The sequence below is a fragment of the Bartonella sp. SL317 genome, from assembly GCF_059687655.1.
In genome coordinates this window covers 2,260,144-2,275,182 of record NZ_CM185144.1, presented here as the reverse complement: position 1 = coordinate 2,275,182, position 15,039 = coordinate 2,260,144, and the positions used below count along the sequence as shown (strand labels likewise).

Here is a 15,039-nt window from a genome sequence, read left to right as displayed (position 1 = left end):
GATGCCCCTTTCAAACAAGTGCATGAATATGTGAGCCAAATATATTTCGTTTGGGGCCTTCTGTTTTTATGAGAAGGTCCTGATTTATTAAAGAATGAGATAAACAAAGCCTGAGGTAATGTGTTATCTCCATTATTTAAAGGATAGTGCTTTGAGAGGTTTTTAAAAGCCTTAAAGATGGCCGCAAGAATAATGGTAAAGATGGAAATTAGTTTGTTCCCTTTTATGCTATTTTAATATCCTTCCCCAATGAGGTCGTCTTTCTGTTTTAGAAATTATGCCAAAGAGATATATGCAATGGGTTCGTTTGCATTTTGGCATACAAAAGCAGCACCAGTATTTAGAGCTTTTATCCAACCAATTTGAATTTAAAATATGCCGTCGTATTCGATTTAGATGTTGATTGATAGGCAACCGTCAAAGTACAATTTTTTTGAGAAAATAACGTCATAAAACCATGAGTAGACCAACAATGGATTGGCGGGAGATTTTAATTTTTTCTCAAACGCTGTGGGAGATAATTCTCATAGATTGGGAATGATCAATCATAATTATGGTGGCGATGTTATAGTCTTGAGAGTGATAGTGGATTGTTTTGTCTGCTCAATTGTTTTGTTGGGGTGTTGCCATGAACGGGGCGTGATCAATGGAGAAATTGAACCATGATAATTTATGGTTTTTATGGTGAGAGAGAGGGTTTTGAAAGTTGTAAGATCTCTTATTTCATCCTTTTTTATTCTTTTATATTGCAGTTATTAAAACTATTTTCTTGGTTAGAAATTGGGAACTTAGGTCGATAAAATCGTTGAAGAAAAGAGAAAAATTCTTAGTTTTTTTATGAGCGTTTTTAATTGCCAAGAGGTATTTCTACTTGCGGGGCGTTGCACTTTGGAAGGGAGAAAGAGGATAATAATGTTGGCGTGCGAGCCCCACAGCCTTTTAATGCTTCGTTTTATCAAGTTTTTGTACGATTTTATCAGAAGTCCATTGGGTTATAATATTGAGTATGATCAAAAGAAGAATAACGATGGTCATGACGAAGGTATTATAGCGTTGATAGCCATAGCGAATTGCCATGTCTCCTAAACCGCCTCCACCAAGATAGCCAGCAAGTGAGGTGGCTCCTATGAGAGAAATGACCATGACTGTAAAACCTGTAATTAGGCTAGGGAGAGCTTCCGGAATAAGAACATATCTGACAATTTGAAGACGACTAGCGCCCATGGAACGGGCAGCTTCAATAAGGCCGTTTTCAACGGTTTTAAAAGAAAGTTCTGCCATGCGTGCATAAAAAGGAGTCGCTGAAATAATAAGGATAAAAATGACAGCAGGCATGCCTATCCCTCTTCCTACAACAATACGTGTGAGGGGGAGAAGATAAAATGCAAGAATAATAAAGGGTATGGCACGAATACTGTCAATGATGACGCTTAAAGGGCGATTGATAAGAGATGAAGGAAAAATTCCGCCACGTGTAGTTATGTACAGTAGAAGACCAAGAGGAAGCCCTATTATAAGGGCCACCAAAGAAGCACTCACCGTCATCAATAGTGTATCAAAAAGGGCATTAGGAAGTTCATGAGACAGAACATTAAACATAACCTAACACCTCGCAATATCGTCCTTTTTCGGTTAACCATTGAACAGCTTTTTTAAAAGCTTCTTTATCTTGAGCCGGAAGGCATAAGAAGAGTCGCCCGATGGTTTCTCCTTGGACTGTATCAATGCCTCCGTGGAGAATACGTGCTCTTAAACCGCTTTCATCTTCTAGAAGATGGAGAAAAGGTTGTTGGGCAATTTCACCGGCAATATTTATTTCAATAACAGCTTCTTGGCCTATGGGTTTAATATTTTTTTTATATTTTTCAGGAAGTTGTGGTGTAACAAGTTTGAGCATGGCAATGGTTGTATCTTCTTGTGGAGATGTAAAAATATCTTTTACACGTCCTTCTTCCACAATGCGTCCTTGATTGAGAACAACAACGCGATGCGCAATGGTACGTACCACTTCCATTTCGTGGGTAATAAGCACAACTGTGAGATTGAGGCGGTTATTAATATCAGCGAGAAGCTCTAGGATAGATTGTGTTGTTTCAGGATCAAGAGCAGAAGTTGCTTCATCGGATAACAATATTTTAGGATTAGCAGCAAGCGCACGAGCAATACCAACGCGTTGTTTTTGTCCTCCTGACAATTCTACTGGATAGCAATATTCTTTACCACATAATCCTACCAATTCAATAAGCTCAAGGGCACGTTTGTGACGCTGTTTTTTATTTACGCCACTTAATTTGAGTGGTAATGCAATGTTATCAATCACCTTTTGCGATGAGAGAAGATTGAAATGTTGAAAAATCATCCCAATTCGTTGACGATAAGGCGCCCATTGTGTCTCTGATAGATTTGAAATATCGACACCTTCAAAAAAAAGAGAGCCTGTGTCAATTTTTTCTAATCCATTTAAACAACGAATAAGTGTCGATTTTCCTGCTCCACTACGACCGATAATACCAAGGATTTCACCAGCATGGATATCCAAAGATAAGTTATCAATGGCTGGAATGTCCGCCGTTTTGTTAAAGCAACGGCGGACATTCTTTAAGGAAATGAGGGCGTTTTTTTCCATTTAAAATTACCAGAATGTTTAGTGCAACCATTAGGGGGTAGCACCATTAGTGCAATTTTTGGCATACTTACCAAGATGTTAGTGCTGTTTTACCAAAAGTCTCTTTGATTTTTGCACGGATAGTTTCATTGTTGTAAGCTGCAACTAATTTTTTTACCCATGGTTCATCTTTTTCGCTTGTGCGTACAACGATGATATTATCATAAGGATTATTTGTGGCACTTTCCCATGCGACGACGTCATCTTGGAAGCTTAATCCAGAAACAATCGCCCAGTTTGTATTGATAACGGCAATATCAAAGTCATCAATGGCTCGCCCTAACATGCCGGCATCGAGTTCGCGAATTTGCAAGTTTTTAGGATTTTCAATAATATCCAGTGGAGAGGCAAGAATATTATGAGGATCTTTTAATTTTATAAGACCTAAAGAATTGAGAAGGAGGAGAGCTCTTCCACCATTCGTCGGGTCGTTAGGAATACCAACATGTGCCCCATCACGCAGATCTTTTAAGTTTTTGATTTTGTGCGAATAAACACCGATGGGAGCAATAAACGTGTACCCTACAATTGAAAGTTTATAGCCACGTTGTTTCATTTGTTCATTCAGATAAGGGGCGTGCTGAAAAGCATTTGCATCGATTTCTCCTGCGTTAACAGCATCGTTAGGCAACGTGTAATCAGAAAAATAAACGAGTTCAATATCTAAACCAGATTTTTTAGCCAGTTCAGCAGCAGTTTTCCAGATAATTGCATCCCGTCCTTCCATAATACCAAGTTTAATTTTTGATTTGTCAGCGGACATGGAAAAAGTCGTAGACAAAAAAAGTGCAAAGAGAGAGAAAAATAATCCTATAATTTGATTACGAGAAAAAAACTTTAATGTCATGTGCTTTTAACTTTCTTTTCTACGAGTTTTTTTTGAGGGAAGCTTCAATATACTCTGATATTATTTTAAGAAAATCTGAAGCTATACAACCTTTAGAGAATATGCAATCACTTTTATTTAAAATATATTATTATTTTTCCTCTATTTTTGGCAGTTTTGCGGAAACATTATCATTTATTAATAAAAATTCTCTGGAATTTAGGCAATCAATTCTTCTATTGTAGTGATTGCTTAAGGGAACCAATGACACTTTAAAAACTTCTTTAAGAGACGATTGGTTGAAGAACCAAGTAATTAGATGATGTTTTAGCTGTCAATTCATGAGGAGTAGACTGTGCAATCAAGATCAAGAGACCGTATTCCGTGTAGAGGAGGGGACAATGAGGGATTTTGTTTGCAATATGCTGAAACCTTTGGGGAGGAAATAAAGATTAATAATCACTGGATTTAAACGCGGCAAATTTTTGCAAAGGTGAATATTTTGCCCTTTACATGTTGAGAGGAAGAAAAATAATGTTTAAAAAAAATTTTTTATCAACGACAATAATTCTATGGACTTTGGGAGCATCAGGGGTGGCTATGGCTGTTTCTCACGCACAAGCTGAGACCATTGCTGGAACCGTTGCTCGTGTCGCATCGGGTCAGGTATCTTTACGCACAGGTCCTGCGACAGCTTATAAAGTGATCACAATGGTTCCAATGGGAGAAAAAGTGCAAATTTATGGCTGCCTGTCCAATAAAACTTGGTGTTCTCTTGGTTATCATGGAAAAGTTGGTTGGGCATCGGCACGTTATGTTAATGTCACCAATGTTCCTACCATTGCCTTAAAAAAGATGCCTGCAAAATCACATTCTATGACAAAATCGCCAAAAGTAAAAAAAGAAAAACAGACTGTTTCTGAATTTAAAGCTCTTCCTTTGATGCAAAAAACACGCAAAAACATGCAAAAAATGTACAGAACCGATATGATTATCGATTCCACAGGCGTCAAAAAAGGAGATGAAAGGACAATTTTAAATCCTTCCCCAAGCGCACAAAAAGTTTCTGTGGAGCACGTAAATGCTTATAATCCCTTCTTTCCTGATGATGTCAATTACAAAAACTTTGAACGCAATGAAACGCGTTACCGTGTTGTGACCTATCCTACTCGATAAGGAGAAAGTCAATTTCACAGGCTAGAATAGTTAAAAAGGATGGCAGCAGCATGAAGCAAAAAATGTTTTATGCTGCTGATCTTTTTATGAAATGCTATCAAGGCGGGAAGGGTTAATTTGAGGTGGTAAGAATTTAAGAATTAAGAATTTAAGAATATTGAGGATAAAACTATCAAGACCTCGAGATATTGTCCTTTAGGGGGGCGATGGAGTTTCTCTCAAGAAAAGCTGAATTTTTTAAGGGAATGGAAAGGCACTTTTTGTCTTTATATCACTTGTGTCGTAAGGCGGCATAAAGATGGTGAGTGGTGTAAACGGGTTTAAAAGTATGAGTTTTGTAGTTTGTTGCGACAACCCTTGGGTTTGTAAGATGGTTCATGAAAAGCCATTTTTATTATACAGTTTTATTCACACATACATTCCGCTTTTGATGTGTGAAAGACATGATTTTAATTGATTCAATATAGAGAGATTTAAAATGAGAGAATTTTACGTTATTCGAAACTCTCATTCAACATATAAAACAATGGATTATCATCATAAAACAATTCTTTGTACAAGAGCTGTGCCGATAGAAACCTTTGTTCTTTAAGGCCGCGAACGCTAAATTTAAGATGAAGAGGGTTAAGGATATTGAAGAGTAAAATTTACCAACGTCCTGAATAATTGTCCTTTAGGGTGGTAATATCAACCTTTAGCAGGGATATCCTTTTGAAGAGAAGCCGGACTTTTGACAGACCGGCTAAGGCTCTTCGTTTTTTCCGGTAAGGCGTTAATTTACGGACTTAGGCTTTATCAAATGACGAGAAATGAGCAATTCAGCAATTTGAATGGCATTTAATGCGGCTCCTTTTCTTAAATTATCGGCGACAACCCAGAAAGCTAAACCATTTTCAACGGTGATATCTTCACGAACACGGCTAATAAAGGTGTCATCTTCTCCTGTAGATTCATAAGGTGTGGTATAGCCACCATCTTCGTGTTTATCGATAAGTTGACAACCAGGGGCATCGCGGAGAAGTGTTTGTGCTTCAGAGGCGCTGAGTGGTTTTTCAAATTCAACATGGACGGCTTCCGCATGACCGATAAAAACAGGAACCCGAACAGCAGTGGCTGTTAATTTAATTTTCGGGTCAAGAATTTTCTTTGTTTCAGCGGTCATTTTCCATTCTTCTTTTGTATAACCATCTTCCATGAAAACATCGATATGGGGAATGACATTAAAGGCAATGCGTTTGGTGAATTTTTTCATTGAGATTGGATCGGCAACAAAGACGGCGCGTGATTGTTCAAAAAGTTCGTCCATTCCTTCTTTACCTGCACCAGAAACGGATTGATATGTAGAGACCACAACACGTTTAATGGTGGCAGCATCATGGAGAGGTTTTAAAGCTAAGACCAGTTGAATTGTCGAACAATTGGGATTGGCTATAATATTACGTTTAGAAAAAGCATTTATGGCGTCAGCATTCACTTCAGGGACAATCAACGGAACATTGGCATCATAGCGCCATGTGGAGGAATTATCGATGACAACACAGTCGGCTGCAGCGATCTTAGGGGCATATTCTTTGGAAATGCTTCCTCCCGCAGACATGAGACACAAGTCTGTATCGGAAAAATCGTAACTATCTAGTGCTTTGACTTTTAAGGTTTTATCTCCATAAGAAACTTCTTGTCCTAATGAGCGTCGTGATGCTAGTGGAACAATTTCGTGTGCAGGAAAGCCACGCTCTTCTAAAATTGTAAGCATTTCACGACCGACATTTCCGGTTGCGCCGACAATTGCAACTTTAAAACTCATTTTCTACACTCCTTCGTGTCTCTCCACGTTTATTCCCTCAGGCTATACTCAGGAGAGCGTGAGTTGGTCAAGGAACATCATTAAATTATAGGTTTGATTTTCAACAATCCCAACTTTATACACACCAATCACAATCGTCAGCATAATAAATTTCTTTATTTTAAAATAATGCTGTCTTTGTTAATCTTTCAGAATTGAAAAAAATTGACTATTTTACGCTAAGTCATCACCTCTTTGCGAGAGTCACTTAAGTGATTTTTTCATCTTCTGTCAATTGTTTCTCTTCACTCTTTTGAATTTTTAAAAGATGGTATGATGCATAGTGTTGGGAGATGTTTTAATCCTTCATCTATTTAATGATTTGATTTCTTCTATTCTTCTTTGAAGATGAAGATTTCCACTCCGATCTGTAAACAGATCAGATTTTAGCATTTTCCACTTGGTTTCTCGTTCTTCATTAAAATGAAAGGCTTGACAAAAAAATAGAAGACTATTCAACATATACTCTCAAAGGCACTTTAAAAAATATTTGAAGATTTCAAAGAGACATGCATATTCCCTATCTTTCAAATGATAGGATTTATAACGCAACAAGATAAACTCAAGTATCTATTAGATAAACAAATTCTTATGAACGCGACAGATATCGTTTTTTCGGGCCTATTTTTTTACTTTATTCTGTTATGCCATAAAATACTATTGTCTGAAGTGCGGTGGTATAAGGTTTGTAAGCCTCCTTGATACATTGAAGTATTTTTTAGTTAAGTGTTTTTTTGTGAGTGGTGAATATTCTTAAGTTTTTTGTCAAGCTTTTCGTTTAAGTGAAGAGTGAGAAGCCATTGGGATATTAATTCCGCTTGTTTTTAAGAGGTATCTCTCAATACTTCCAAGCCTATTTTGCGATAGCATTCGTAAATGGTACAATGCTAAAACCCCCTATAAAATAAATAACATGAAATCCATTAAATACCGCATTTTTATGTTTGAATAAAAAGTAAGGTGAGGCGGCACTATCACCGACTTTGTTCAATGTTGCAGACCACCTCTTGGCATTTGAGATGATGAGAGGCATATTTTTTTTGTACAGTTTTCACTCCACACGCTTACTCAGTTCGTAATGTGAAAACAAGAGATTTTGATTGATTTAATATGAGAGGCTTCGAAACGAAAGAAGTTTACGATATTTTAAGACACGTGTTTAATATTAATAACATGAGATTGTTATAAATCAACGCATTATCGCTTAGTGCAATAGATGGGATAAGAATCTGGATTATTTCCAGACCGGATGAAAATCTTTGTTTTTTTGGGGGGAAAGACAGTCAAAGTTCTTTTCAACGTTAGTTAAAAACCGTTGAGTGGTTATAAAGCAAAGTTGATTGTTTTTCAGTAACCTTATTAAAATAAAGGGTTATTTTTTTCATCAGAAATCAACTGTAAGATTGCTCTTTGTTTTTTGTGGGTCAGCACTCTGAAATTTTTCAAAAGTAAATATTCTGCTTTACTTGATATTCTGTCATCACAATGCGAGAAGCTCTCTTCTTTTTTTGCGCTATCGGTGTAAAAGAAGGAAACGGGAACATTAAGTATATCGGCAATTTCCTGTAAACGTGCTGCGCTTACACGGTTTAAACCTTTTTCGTATTTTTGGATTTGTTGAAACGTTATACCCAAATGACTGCCTAATTGTTTTTGAGACAATCCCATGATGTTTCTTCTAAAACGAATTTTTTGGCCCAAAGAAATGTCGTAAGAATGTGATTTTTTGGTTTGCACTTTGCTTCCCCTCCGGTTGCGAGCGCCCTCGCATTGGTATTCCGGGGTCTGGAAGTGCTGACTCAAAACAGCCTCTTGCTTTTAGTGCTGAAAAGCACTTGGACATAACAAGAGCCCCGGAAATTCCGGGATATCCGCAAAAAGCGGTTTTATTTCTAGTTTGAGTTTTTCGGGCTTCCAGACCCTATTTGATCGTCGCGTATACGACCAAAAACACAAGTCTCATTCATAAGGTAATTGCTTTCAGTCGTCAATTGAAATTCAAATTGCTTATTTCAAGCAAATAAAGTGCATTGTTTAGCCTGTAGATTAGCTTATAGAAATGTCATTAAAATTTGGATATTTGGCTTGTGCTTATGCTTTTCAAGTGCGAGGTACCTTCGGCATTGGACTTCTAGGATTTGTGGACTTCCGGGATCTGGAAGTGCTGAAACCGAGTCAGCCTCTTGCTTTTAGTACTGAGAGTACTTGGACATGACAAGAGTCCCGGAAGTTCCACAATATTTACAAAGCAGGGTTTAATGTTTGAATTTGAAAGCCCCCATTGATCGCTGTATATACCGATCAAAAATACAAGCCTCATTCATAGGGTAATTTCTTTAAATCGTCAATCAGAGTGATAGCAGCTTTTTGGATCGTTTTTTGCAAAATTTATATGCAATTGTTGCAATGTATCTTGGCTGTTTTCATGAGAATCTCGTTCATTGTTTCTCTCTTGTTTTTGACAGCTATGACAGCTTAAACGCTATGTGCTTTAAAGGAGAAAAGGTTCAGTTTTTTGATTGATTATTTTATTGAGAATTTATTTCTTATTATTCGGTGTATTTTAAAATTCTATGAGAGGACAATAGAAGCTCTGTCTTTAAAATCACGCTTTTGGTTGGTATTTTGAAAGCCCGCCTGCCGGTAATAAGCACTGTCAAGTTCATATTCTGGAGTTTGGAAGCACAAAAACTGAGTTAACTTCTTGCTTTTGGTGTTAAGAAGCACTTGGGACATAACAAGAGCCCCCAGAAATTCTGGGATACCCGCTAAGTGAGGCTAATTTATACTCGGTTTGAGGACTCCCAAGCCCTATTTGATCGCTGCGTATACAACCAGAATATCTCTTGATTGATAAAGGAATTTCAGGGGATTGGCTAGAAAAATGAAAACATTTTAAAATGAGAGCATTCTTGGTGTCTTAATAATTATCCTCTTATGCTGTAATTATGCTGTAAAATATCGTTCTTTGAGGTATGGTGATATTAGGCATGGAGAACTTTGAGGGGAGATTGACGAGGGATGGGGGGCTTTGCTGTTTAAGTAAAAATAGAGGATGCGTAAAACGTACTGCTTCATTATTTTTTCAATGATGTGTGTTTTTTTGCTGTAAAATTTTACTAAAAGCTTTTTTTTAAAACTGTTCGTATTAGTCGTACTCTTGTCGGTGGATAGTAGATGGTAGAGCATGATGATCTCCACGATCAAGTTTGCTACCTTCAGTTTTTAAATCAAGACAAGGATTTAAAAAATAAGATCCCTAACATATTCTTGCTTAAAATTTTCGTTGTTGCGTTATCAAGACAAGATTAAGTGGGAATGTATATTAAAAACAAAATATCATTTTTATCTTAATTTAGTTTCTTTCTTGTTAATTCAAGTATAATATGGTAAACATTAAGTTAATTAAAATAACCAGATAATGAACTTTTTTAAAGAGTTTTAATAAAAACTATATTAGATATATTGGAATTTATTGACAAAAAATGTCATTTATAATTTAAGCGGGGGAAATAATCTCATGAAATTAGCCACAAACGAGGAAATAATTAACAGCCTGTTTGCAACGGGAGCTGTGCTTTACAATTGGCGCCTTCCAGAAGGCTCAAAGGATTTCTATGAGCATAAGAAGGATTCGTTAATAAATGATGGTAGGCTTCAACAGGAAATTTTGGAGCTTTTAATACAGAATCTAACGGAAATACGGGATGGTTCCAATCCATTAAAGATGTTTCTTCAACAAGGTATGTCTTTTAGGGAGGTGCAAGGGGCGAGCGCTTTTGACACTCTTAAGGGTGAGCATTTGATATCTGTTAAACGTGGAGAAAGCGTTGATCAATTTAAAGTGAATGATCCAGAAATTGAAGCATCATATATATCCGATAAACGAAAAGATACCTATGAATTTACAATGACGAATGAACAAATAGAGCGTGCTTTTAGAGAAAAATATGGGCTGTACAATCTTTTGGATGAGATCAGATCGAGATTCATAGAAAGTGATGATACTGAGAGTTACACTTGGTTAGAAAAGCTCATTGATTGTGCCTTAAACAGTGAAGATGCACCGTTGCAAAAAACACAAGAAATCTACATTCCAGATATTCGTGATGTTCGTTTAGATGAAGAATCATATCACAGCGCTATAAGTATCATTCAAAAAGCTGTCGGGTGTCTTGCATTTCACTCACGTTTGTACAATGCTTGTTATTTTAAAAAAGCTTGTTCTCTACGTGATCTTAGCTTTATTTTTGGCATTAATACTCAAGTTCTTGACGAAGTCATGAATATGTCGACAGTTTATGACGCTAAAAATAGCCTTTTAAAAGTAAAAAATTTTGGTGAGAAAAATAGCGATGTTATTGGTCTTGCTATGTCAAAACAAGCAATCTCTATACATGACTTAGAAAGAATAGGAAAGTGCGCTTTTGATCCATCCAGTTTGGAAATGAAAATCTTTTTTCATATTAGGCAATCGTCATTATTTAGGCCTTTTGAAACAATGATTGTCTTTAAAGCAGGTACTGATGATCAGATTAACAAAACAATAGAAATGTACGAAGACGTCAATAGAAAGAAGTTAGAAAAAGAAGCGGAAGAAAAAGCCTTAAAAAGAGTAAAAGCTCTGTAAAAAATAATTAATTGAGGCATTCAAAAGTCATTGAAAAATTATAAATTACAGCAAAAATACAGTTGATTATCCAATCATGTCGTAAAACGCCGTTTTTTTGAGGTATGTGATATCAGGCGTGGAAAACTTTAGGTGGGGGAAGTATTTTGACCATTGATTGGGCGTTCTTTTGAAGTTCATATCACCAATTTTGTTAAAGGTCGTGTAACTTTAAGTGTAGAAAAGTTTACTAGCGGATGGGTGATATGAATTTATTTCTAAAAAAGAGTCCATTAATTCTTTTTTCTTCTTTGTTTATTTCCAAAGTTGGCGATTATGCTTATGAAGTTGTTTTTGTTTTACTTGTTTTAGAATTAACAGAGAACATCTTTTTTACAGGTCTTGTGTATTTTTTTCGCTTTATTCCTTTTCTCTTTTTTGGTCCTATAGGCGGTTGGCTTGCGGATAACTTTTCTTTGAAGAAAAATATAATCTTCAGTGAATTGGTAAGATTATGCGCCTCATTATTCATTTTTATAACCACTATAACAGGGACGACAGATATTATTGTGCTTATTGTAGCAGCGATATGCACGACGATCGGAAGAAGTATTTTTCAACCAAGTTTTCAAGCAGCTATTCCTAGAATGTTTGCAATCAAGGATTTTACAAAGGCTAATAGCTTTGCACAAGTTCTCAATGAGATTGCATCTGTCATTGGTCCTTTAGTTTGTTCGCTTCTTCTTCTTTTAGCGAATAAATCGGCAGTACTCATGTTTGATTTTTTGACTTATCTTATCTCTATTATCTTGTTATTGAATCTGATGAATCTCAATACAAGTGAAAATAACGCTTTCAATTTTATAAAAATTTATCGAGAAACTGCTTCCTATCTTAAAGCTATTTCTACTGAAAATAATAACTTATTGATTACGCTTATTGGCTCATCATTTGCTATTCTCTTTACGGGGGCAATTTTAAGATTTTTAATTCCAGCTTTTGTTCTGGTCATGGGGGCAGAGGAAAGCTTTGTGAGTTCACTTTTTTCTCTCATGGCTATTGGAACAGTTATCGGTGGTTTGTTTTATCATAAAATTATAGTCAATGTTACAGCGTTGAAACTCATGGTATTTTGGCTTCTTTATGGGGTTATTCTGTTTGTTATGCCTTTGACTTCAATGCTTTCTTTAAAACTCATTCTCGTGTTCGCCTTTGTTTTAGGATTTACGGGTGCATTTGTGGATATTAGTTTAGTCTCAGCGATTCAATTATACGCTCGTCGTGAAGATTTGGGTAAGAGTTTTGGAACCTTTTCAACTTTAGCAAACTCTGCTGAAGCCATGTCTGGCTTTATTGCTGGACTCTTTGCTCTCGTAGGATTGTTGAGCTCTTTTTTAGCGATGTCTGCATTAATCATTTCCACTGGAATGATTGGCGTTATAAAAATTAAGAAAAATAAAGCATTAACACCCTCTTCATACGACCGTAGAGGATAATCATTGATCTCTTTGATGCGACATACCATTTCTTTTTTAAAAGACGGTTTGTTCATTATATTTAAAACAAAATATTTGAACCAAAAGTTTTTATCGCTCGTCATTGTTTTTTGATGATTTTGTGTTCTGTTAATTTTCTAGACTTTACAACAGTTGCTTTGTTTCAAAAAATAACGAAGCAATAAAAACCTTTGTCTATATTAGACAATGAATTGACTTATAAAGATAAGTCAATGTCTTGTTATTTGAATAAGACGCCCCAAGATTGTATTTTTTTATTGCAAATTGCGTGATGTTGAATCAAGAAAAACCACTCCTTATACATCATAAAAGGGCGCGCAATAAAGGGTGCACATGTGTGGGTAAAAAACGCTCAAGATCAAGAAGTAGAAATACCTCTTATGAAATGCCTTAAGAGCTAAGATCTTTTGCAATATTGGGGAGGACTTGAGGCGCGGAGCTTGTGGAGGGCGTGGCTTGGGGCGCGTGAGAAATAATTTAAAAGCCTTTTTAGTCTTAGGGGATGAGAAAGGTCATGATAAAATCTCTTTGAAACATTTTCTTGTGTTATCGTAACCAGTTTTGATGCTAGGGTCTATAATTTTAGTCATAAGATTTTAGCAGAAAATATAAATAGTTATAATAGTGACGTAATATGTTATACTTACTCCACTGGCTCATTCGAGTTTTCAAATCTTAGCCTTTTAGTGTATTTTTTAACGTCACTTGGGGGTAATAGAAATGCTGTCTTTAAGATCATGTTTTTTTGTAAGAATATCAAAAAATAGACTTTCTTCATGAATTTCTTAAAGTCTCATAACATTGGAAGGGATTTCAAGAAAATGGTGAAAAATAGCTTGTTAGAAAAATTCTTTTTAGAGCGAGAAAATATGAAAAAATAGGAGAAAAGCAGATTTTTTGATCTCAAAAAGTATTCGAGAACAGAATGCTATCATTTAAGAAAAATATATCAGGGCGACTTATTCTTATGTGTTATTTTTTCATCGTTTTGCAAAGAGCGTGCTTCTGAAGCCAGCATAATGGGAACACCATCACGAATAGGATAGGCAAGTTTGGCTTTGAGAGAAATGAGCTCTTGTGTTTTTCGATTGAAAGAGAGGGTGCTTTTCGTCATTGGGCAGACGAGCAATTCGAGCATTTTGGGATCTGTGGTCATTTTTTTCATATTTTTACGTTCATTAGTTTAAAAGGTAATCTGTTCCTGTTTGTTTCATGAGGGAGCGTTCTGTTAAGGCAAGAAGAGTTTGGGCACGGCTTCCAATATCTGGAGCTTCAAGGAGAGCTTGTTTTTCTGTTGGTGTAAAGGGGATAAGCGTTGAAAAAGCATTAACTAATATAGGTGTCGGGGCTTCTATGATACTGCTCAAATTATATTCCATTTCATGGATGGTTAGATATTTCTCAACAACGTCAAGTAATCTTTCTCGATTAATACTTTCTACATTATCACATTCTTGTAAGTCTTGTATGTTTGATTGAATGAGCGCTGTTCGATAAGATTTTGTATTTGTCAGTTCTTGTTCTAGGGTAAAGCGGCAAACACCCTGTAAGATAATGAACAGTTGTCCATTGCCTGTTTCACTGTAGTTTGTAATACGCCCTATACAACCTGTTTTATAAAGTTGTTGAGAGAAGGGATCCGTATCCGATGAAAGGGGTTGAATGATGCCTAATAGACGATCAGATACCATAACATTTTCAATCATTTCAAGCGATTTTGGTTCAAAAATGTTGAGGGATAAAAAACCACCGGGCAGTAAGAGTGCACCTTCTAAAGGGAAAAGGGCAATTTGTTTTGGAAGATCATTTTCGCAATTGTAAGAGATATTACCAGCTTTCATGAGTATGTTGTGACCTTGTATTTGGTAATTTTAGTCTGTCAATCGTTGCACTTTATGACACTATTAAAAAAGCATAAAATCCACTTCTTGTGTATTAAAATCACCCTTAATAAAATATTTAAAGTCTTTATTCTTAAAAGAATATGAAACTCTATCATTAAAGTTTAATCACACAAGAAAGAATATTGCTTTGCGATCTTTTTAGGATGTGATGTTTTGCATGATTTTCAAGGGGCATTTTTGCCTATAACTTTTGATTCTTGTCTTAAATTTCCTAAAATGTGTTCCTTACAATTTTTGTAAGCTTCAAAAGGATACTATTATAAATCTTTTGGAGCAACTTATGCAAGTTTTAAAATGAGGGTATGTTCTCACTTTACTAATGACAGTGCGATAAAGATAGGTTATAGGTTAAAGGATGCTGGAAAGAGCGTTATCGTTTCTTTCATTCTTTTGCGGGAGAGTGCAGATTGCAGATTTTCGCATTGTCGTCGAATTCGCATTGCCGCCGAAGGGGAAATAGCCCATAATCTCTCAGGCTTGAAGGACCGTAAAAGAAGGA

10 protein-coding genes, 1 pseudogene and 1 riboswitch are annotated in these 15,039 nt (G+C 36.1%); of the genes and pseudogenes, 3 read left to right on the top strand and 8 right to left on the bottom strand.

Going from position 1 to position 15,039, the window contains the following annotated elements; genetic code table 11:
* Window positions 1-939: 939 nt before the first annotated feature.
* The 3 genes from AC6ER9_RS09420 to AC6ER9_RS09410 form a co-directional block, all read right to left on the bottom strand.
* Entirely contained in the window at window positions 940-1,599 is a 660-nt protein-coding gene (locus AC6ER9_RS09420) for a methionine ABC transporter permease (protein WP_497074437.1), read from the bottom strand.
* Complete coding sequence (locus AC6ER9_RS09415; protein ID WP_497074436.1) at window positions 1,592-2,626, bottom strand: methionine ABC transporter ATP-binding protein; 1,035 nt, start codon at window positions 2,624-2,626, stop codon at window positions 1,592-1,594. The genes AC6ER9_RS09420 and AC6ER9_RS09415 overlap by 8 nt, the downstream gene beginning before the upstream one ends.
* 67 nt (window positions 2,627-2,693) lie before the next feature.
* Complete coding sequence (locus tag AC6ER9_RS09410; RefSeq protein WP_497074435.1) at window positions 2,694-3,512, bottom strand: MetQ/NlpA family ABC transporter substrate-binding protein; 819 nt, start codon at window positions 3,510-3,512, stop codon at window positions 2,694-2,696.
* A gap of 513 nt (window positions 3,513-4,025) precedes the next feature.
* On the opposite strand from AC6ER9_RS09410, the gene AC6ER9_RS09405 reads away from it, so the two are divergent.
* The gene (locus tag AC6ER9_RS09405) at window positions 4,026-4,667 is read left to right on the top strand and encodes an SH3 domain-containing protein (protein WP_497074434.1); all 642 of its coding nucleotides are present in this window, start codon (window positions 4,026-4,028) and stop codon (window positions 4,665-4,667) included.
* A gap of 772 nt (window positions 4,668-5,439) precedes the next feature.
* Here the strand turns inward: AC6ER9_RS09405 and AC6ER9_RS09400 are convergent.
* The 3 genes from AC6ER9_RS09400 to AC6ER9_RS09390 all read right to left on the bottom strand — a co-directional run bounded on the left by AC6ER9_RS09400 (window position 5,440) and on the right by AC6ER9_RS09390 (window position 9,246).
* Window positions 5,440-6,471, bottom strand: a complete 1,032-nt coding sequence (locus tag AC6ER9_RS09400; protein WP_497074433.1) for an aspartate-semialdehyde dehydrogenase — start codon at window positions 6,469-6,471, stop codon at window positions 5,440-5,442.
* Between the two features lie 1,398 nt (window positions 6,472-7,869).
* Complete coding sequence (locus AC6ER9_RS09395) at window positions 7,870-8,178, bottom strand: helix-turn-helix domain-containing protein (RefSeq protein WP_497075355.1); 309 nt, start codon at window positions 8,176-8,178, stop codon at window positions 7,870-7,872.
* Window positions 8,179-9,081: 903 nt separating this feature from the next.
* Entirely contained in the window at window positions 9,082-9,246 is a 165-nt protein-coding gene (locus tag AC6ER9_RS09390) for a hypothetical protein (RefSeq protein WP_497074432.1), read from the bottom strand.
* 784 nt (window positions 9,247-10,030) lie between these two features.
* On the opposite strand from AC6ER9_RS09390, the gene AC6ER9_RS09385 reads away from it, so the two are divergent.
* Together AC6ER9_RS09385 and AC6ER9_RS09380 are read left to right on the top strand one after the other, a co-directional pair.
* A complete protein-coding gene (locus tag AC6ER9_RS09385) occupies window positions 10,031-11,140 on the top strand; it encodes a phage major capsid protein (protein ID WP_497074431.1) in 1,110 nt (369 codons plus the stop codon).
* 245 nt (window positions 11,141-11,385) lie between these two features.
* Window positions 11,386-12,622: pseudogene (locus tag AC6ER9_RS09380) on the top strand (MFS transporter).
* A gap of 963 nt (window positions 12,623-13,585) precedes the next feature.
* Here AC6ER9_RS09380 and AC6ER9_RS09375 read toward each other — a convergent pair.
* Both AC6ER9_RS09375 and AC6ER9_RS09370 read right to left on the bottom strand, forming a co-directional pair.
* On the bottom strand, window positions 13,586-13,801 hold the full coding sequence (locus AC6ER9_RS09375) for a Trm112 family protein (protein ID WP_497074430.1): 216 nt from the start codon (window positions 13,799-13,801) through the stop codon (window positions 13,586-13,588).
* 13 nt (window positions 13,802-13,814) lie between these two features.
* Window positions 13,815-14,477 carry an LON peptidase substrate-binding domain-containing protein gene (locus tag AC6ER9_RS09370; protein ID WP_497074429.1) on the bottom strand — a complete coding sequence of 221 codons (663 nt, stop codon included), beginning with the start codon at window positions 14,475-14,477 and terminating at the stop codon, window positions 13,815-13,817.
* A 446-nt stretch (window positions 14,478-14,923) separates the two neighbouring features.
* Window positions 14,924-15,038: riboswitch (glycine riboswitch) on the top strand.
* Window position 15,039: the final 1 nt, after the last annotated feature.

Bases quoted from the DNA above. Each gene is read 5' to 3' on its own strand.
- AC6ER9_RS09420 (WP_497074437.1), bottom strand. From the start codon at position 1,599: ATGTTTAATGTTCTGTCTCATGAACTTCCTAATGCCCTTTTTGATACA.
- AC6ER9_RS09415 (WP_497074436.1), bottom strand. From the start codon at position 2,626: ATGGAAAAAAACGCCCTCATTTCCTTAAAGAATGTCCGCCGTTGCTTT.
- AC6ER9_RS09410 (WP_497074435.1), bottom strand. From the start codon at position 3,512: ATGACATTAAAGTTTTTTTCTCGTAATCAAATTATAGGATTATTTTTC.
- AC6ER9_RS09405 (WP_497074434.1), top strand. From the start codon at position 4,026: ATGTTTAAAAAAAATTTTTTATCAACGACAATAATTCTATGGACTTTG.
- AC6ER9_RS09400 (WP_497074433.1), bottom strand. From the start codon at position 6,471: ATGAGTTTTAAAGTTGCAATTGTCGGCGCAACCGGAAATGTCGGTCGT.
- AC6ER9_RS09395 (WP_497075355.1), bottom strand. From the start codon at position 8,178: ATGGGATTGTCTCAAAAACAATTAGGCAGTCATTTGGGTATAACGTTT.
- AC6ER9_RS09390 (WP_497074432.1), bottom strand. From the start codon at position 9,246: ATGTCCCAAGTGCTTCTTAACACCAAAAGCAAGAAGTTAACTCAGTTT.
- AC6ER9_RS09385 (WP_497074431.1), top strand. From the start codon at position 10,031: ATGAAATTAGCCACAAACGAGGAAATAATTAACAGCCTGTTTGCAACG.
- AC6ER9_RS09375 (WP_497074430.1), bottom strand. From the start codon at position 13,801: ATGAAAAAAATGACCACAGATCCCAAAATGCTCGAATTGCTCGTCTGC.
- AC6ER9_RS09370 (WP_497074429.1), bottom strand. From the start codon at position 14,477: ATGAAAGCTGGTAATATCTCTTACAATTGCGAAAATGATCTTCCAAAA.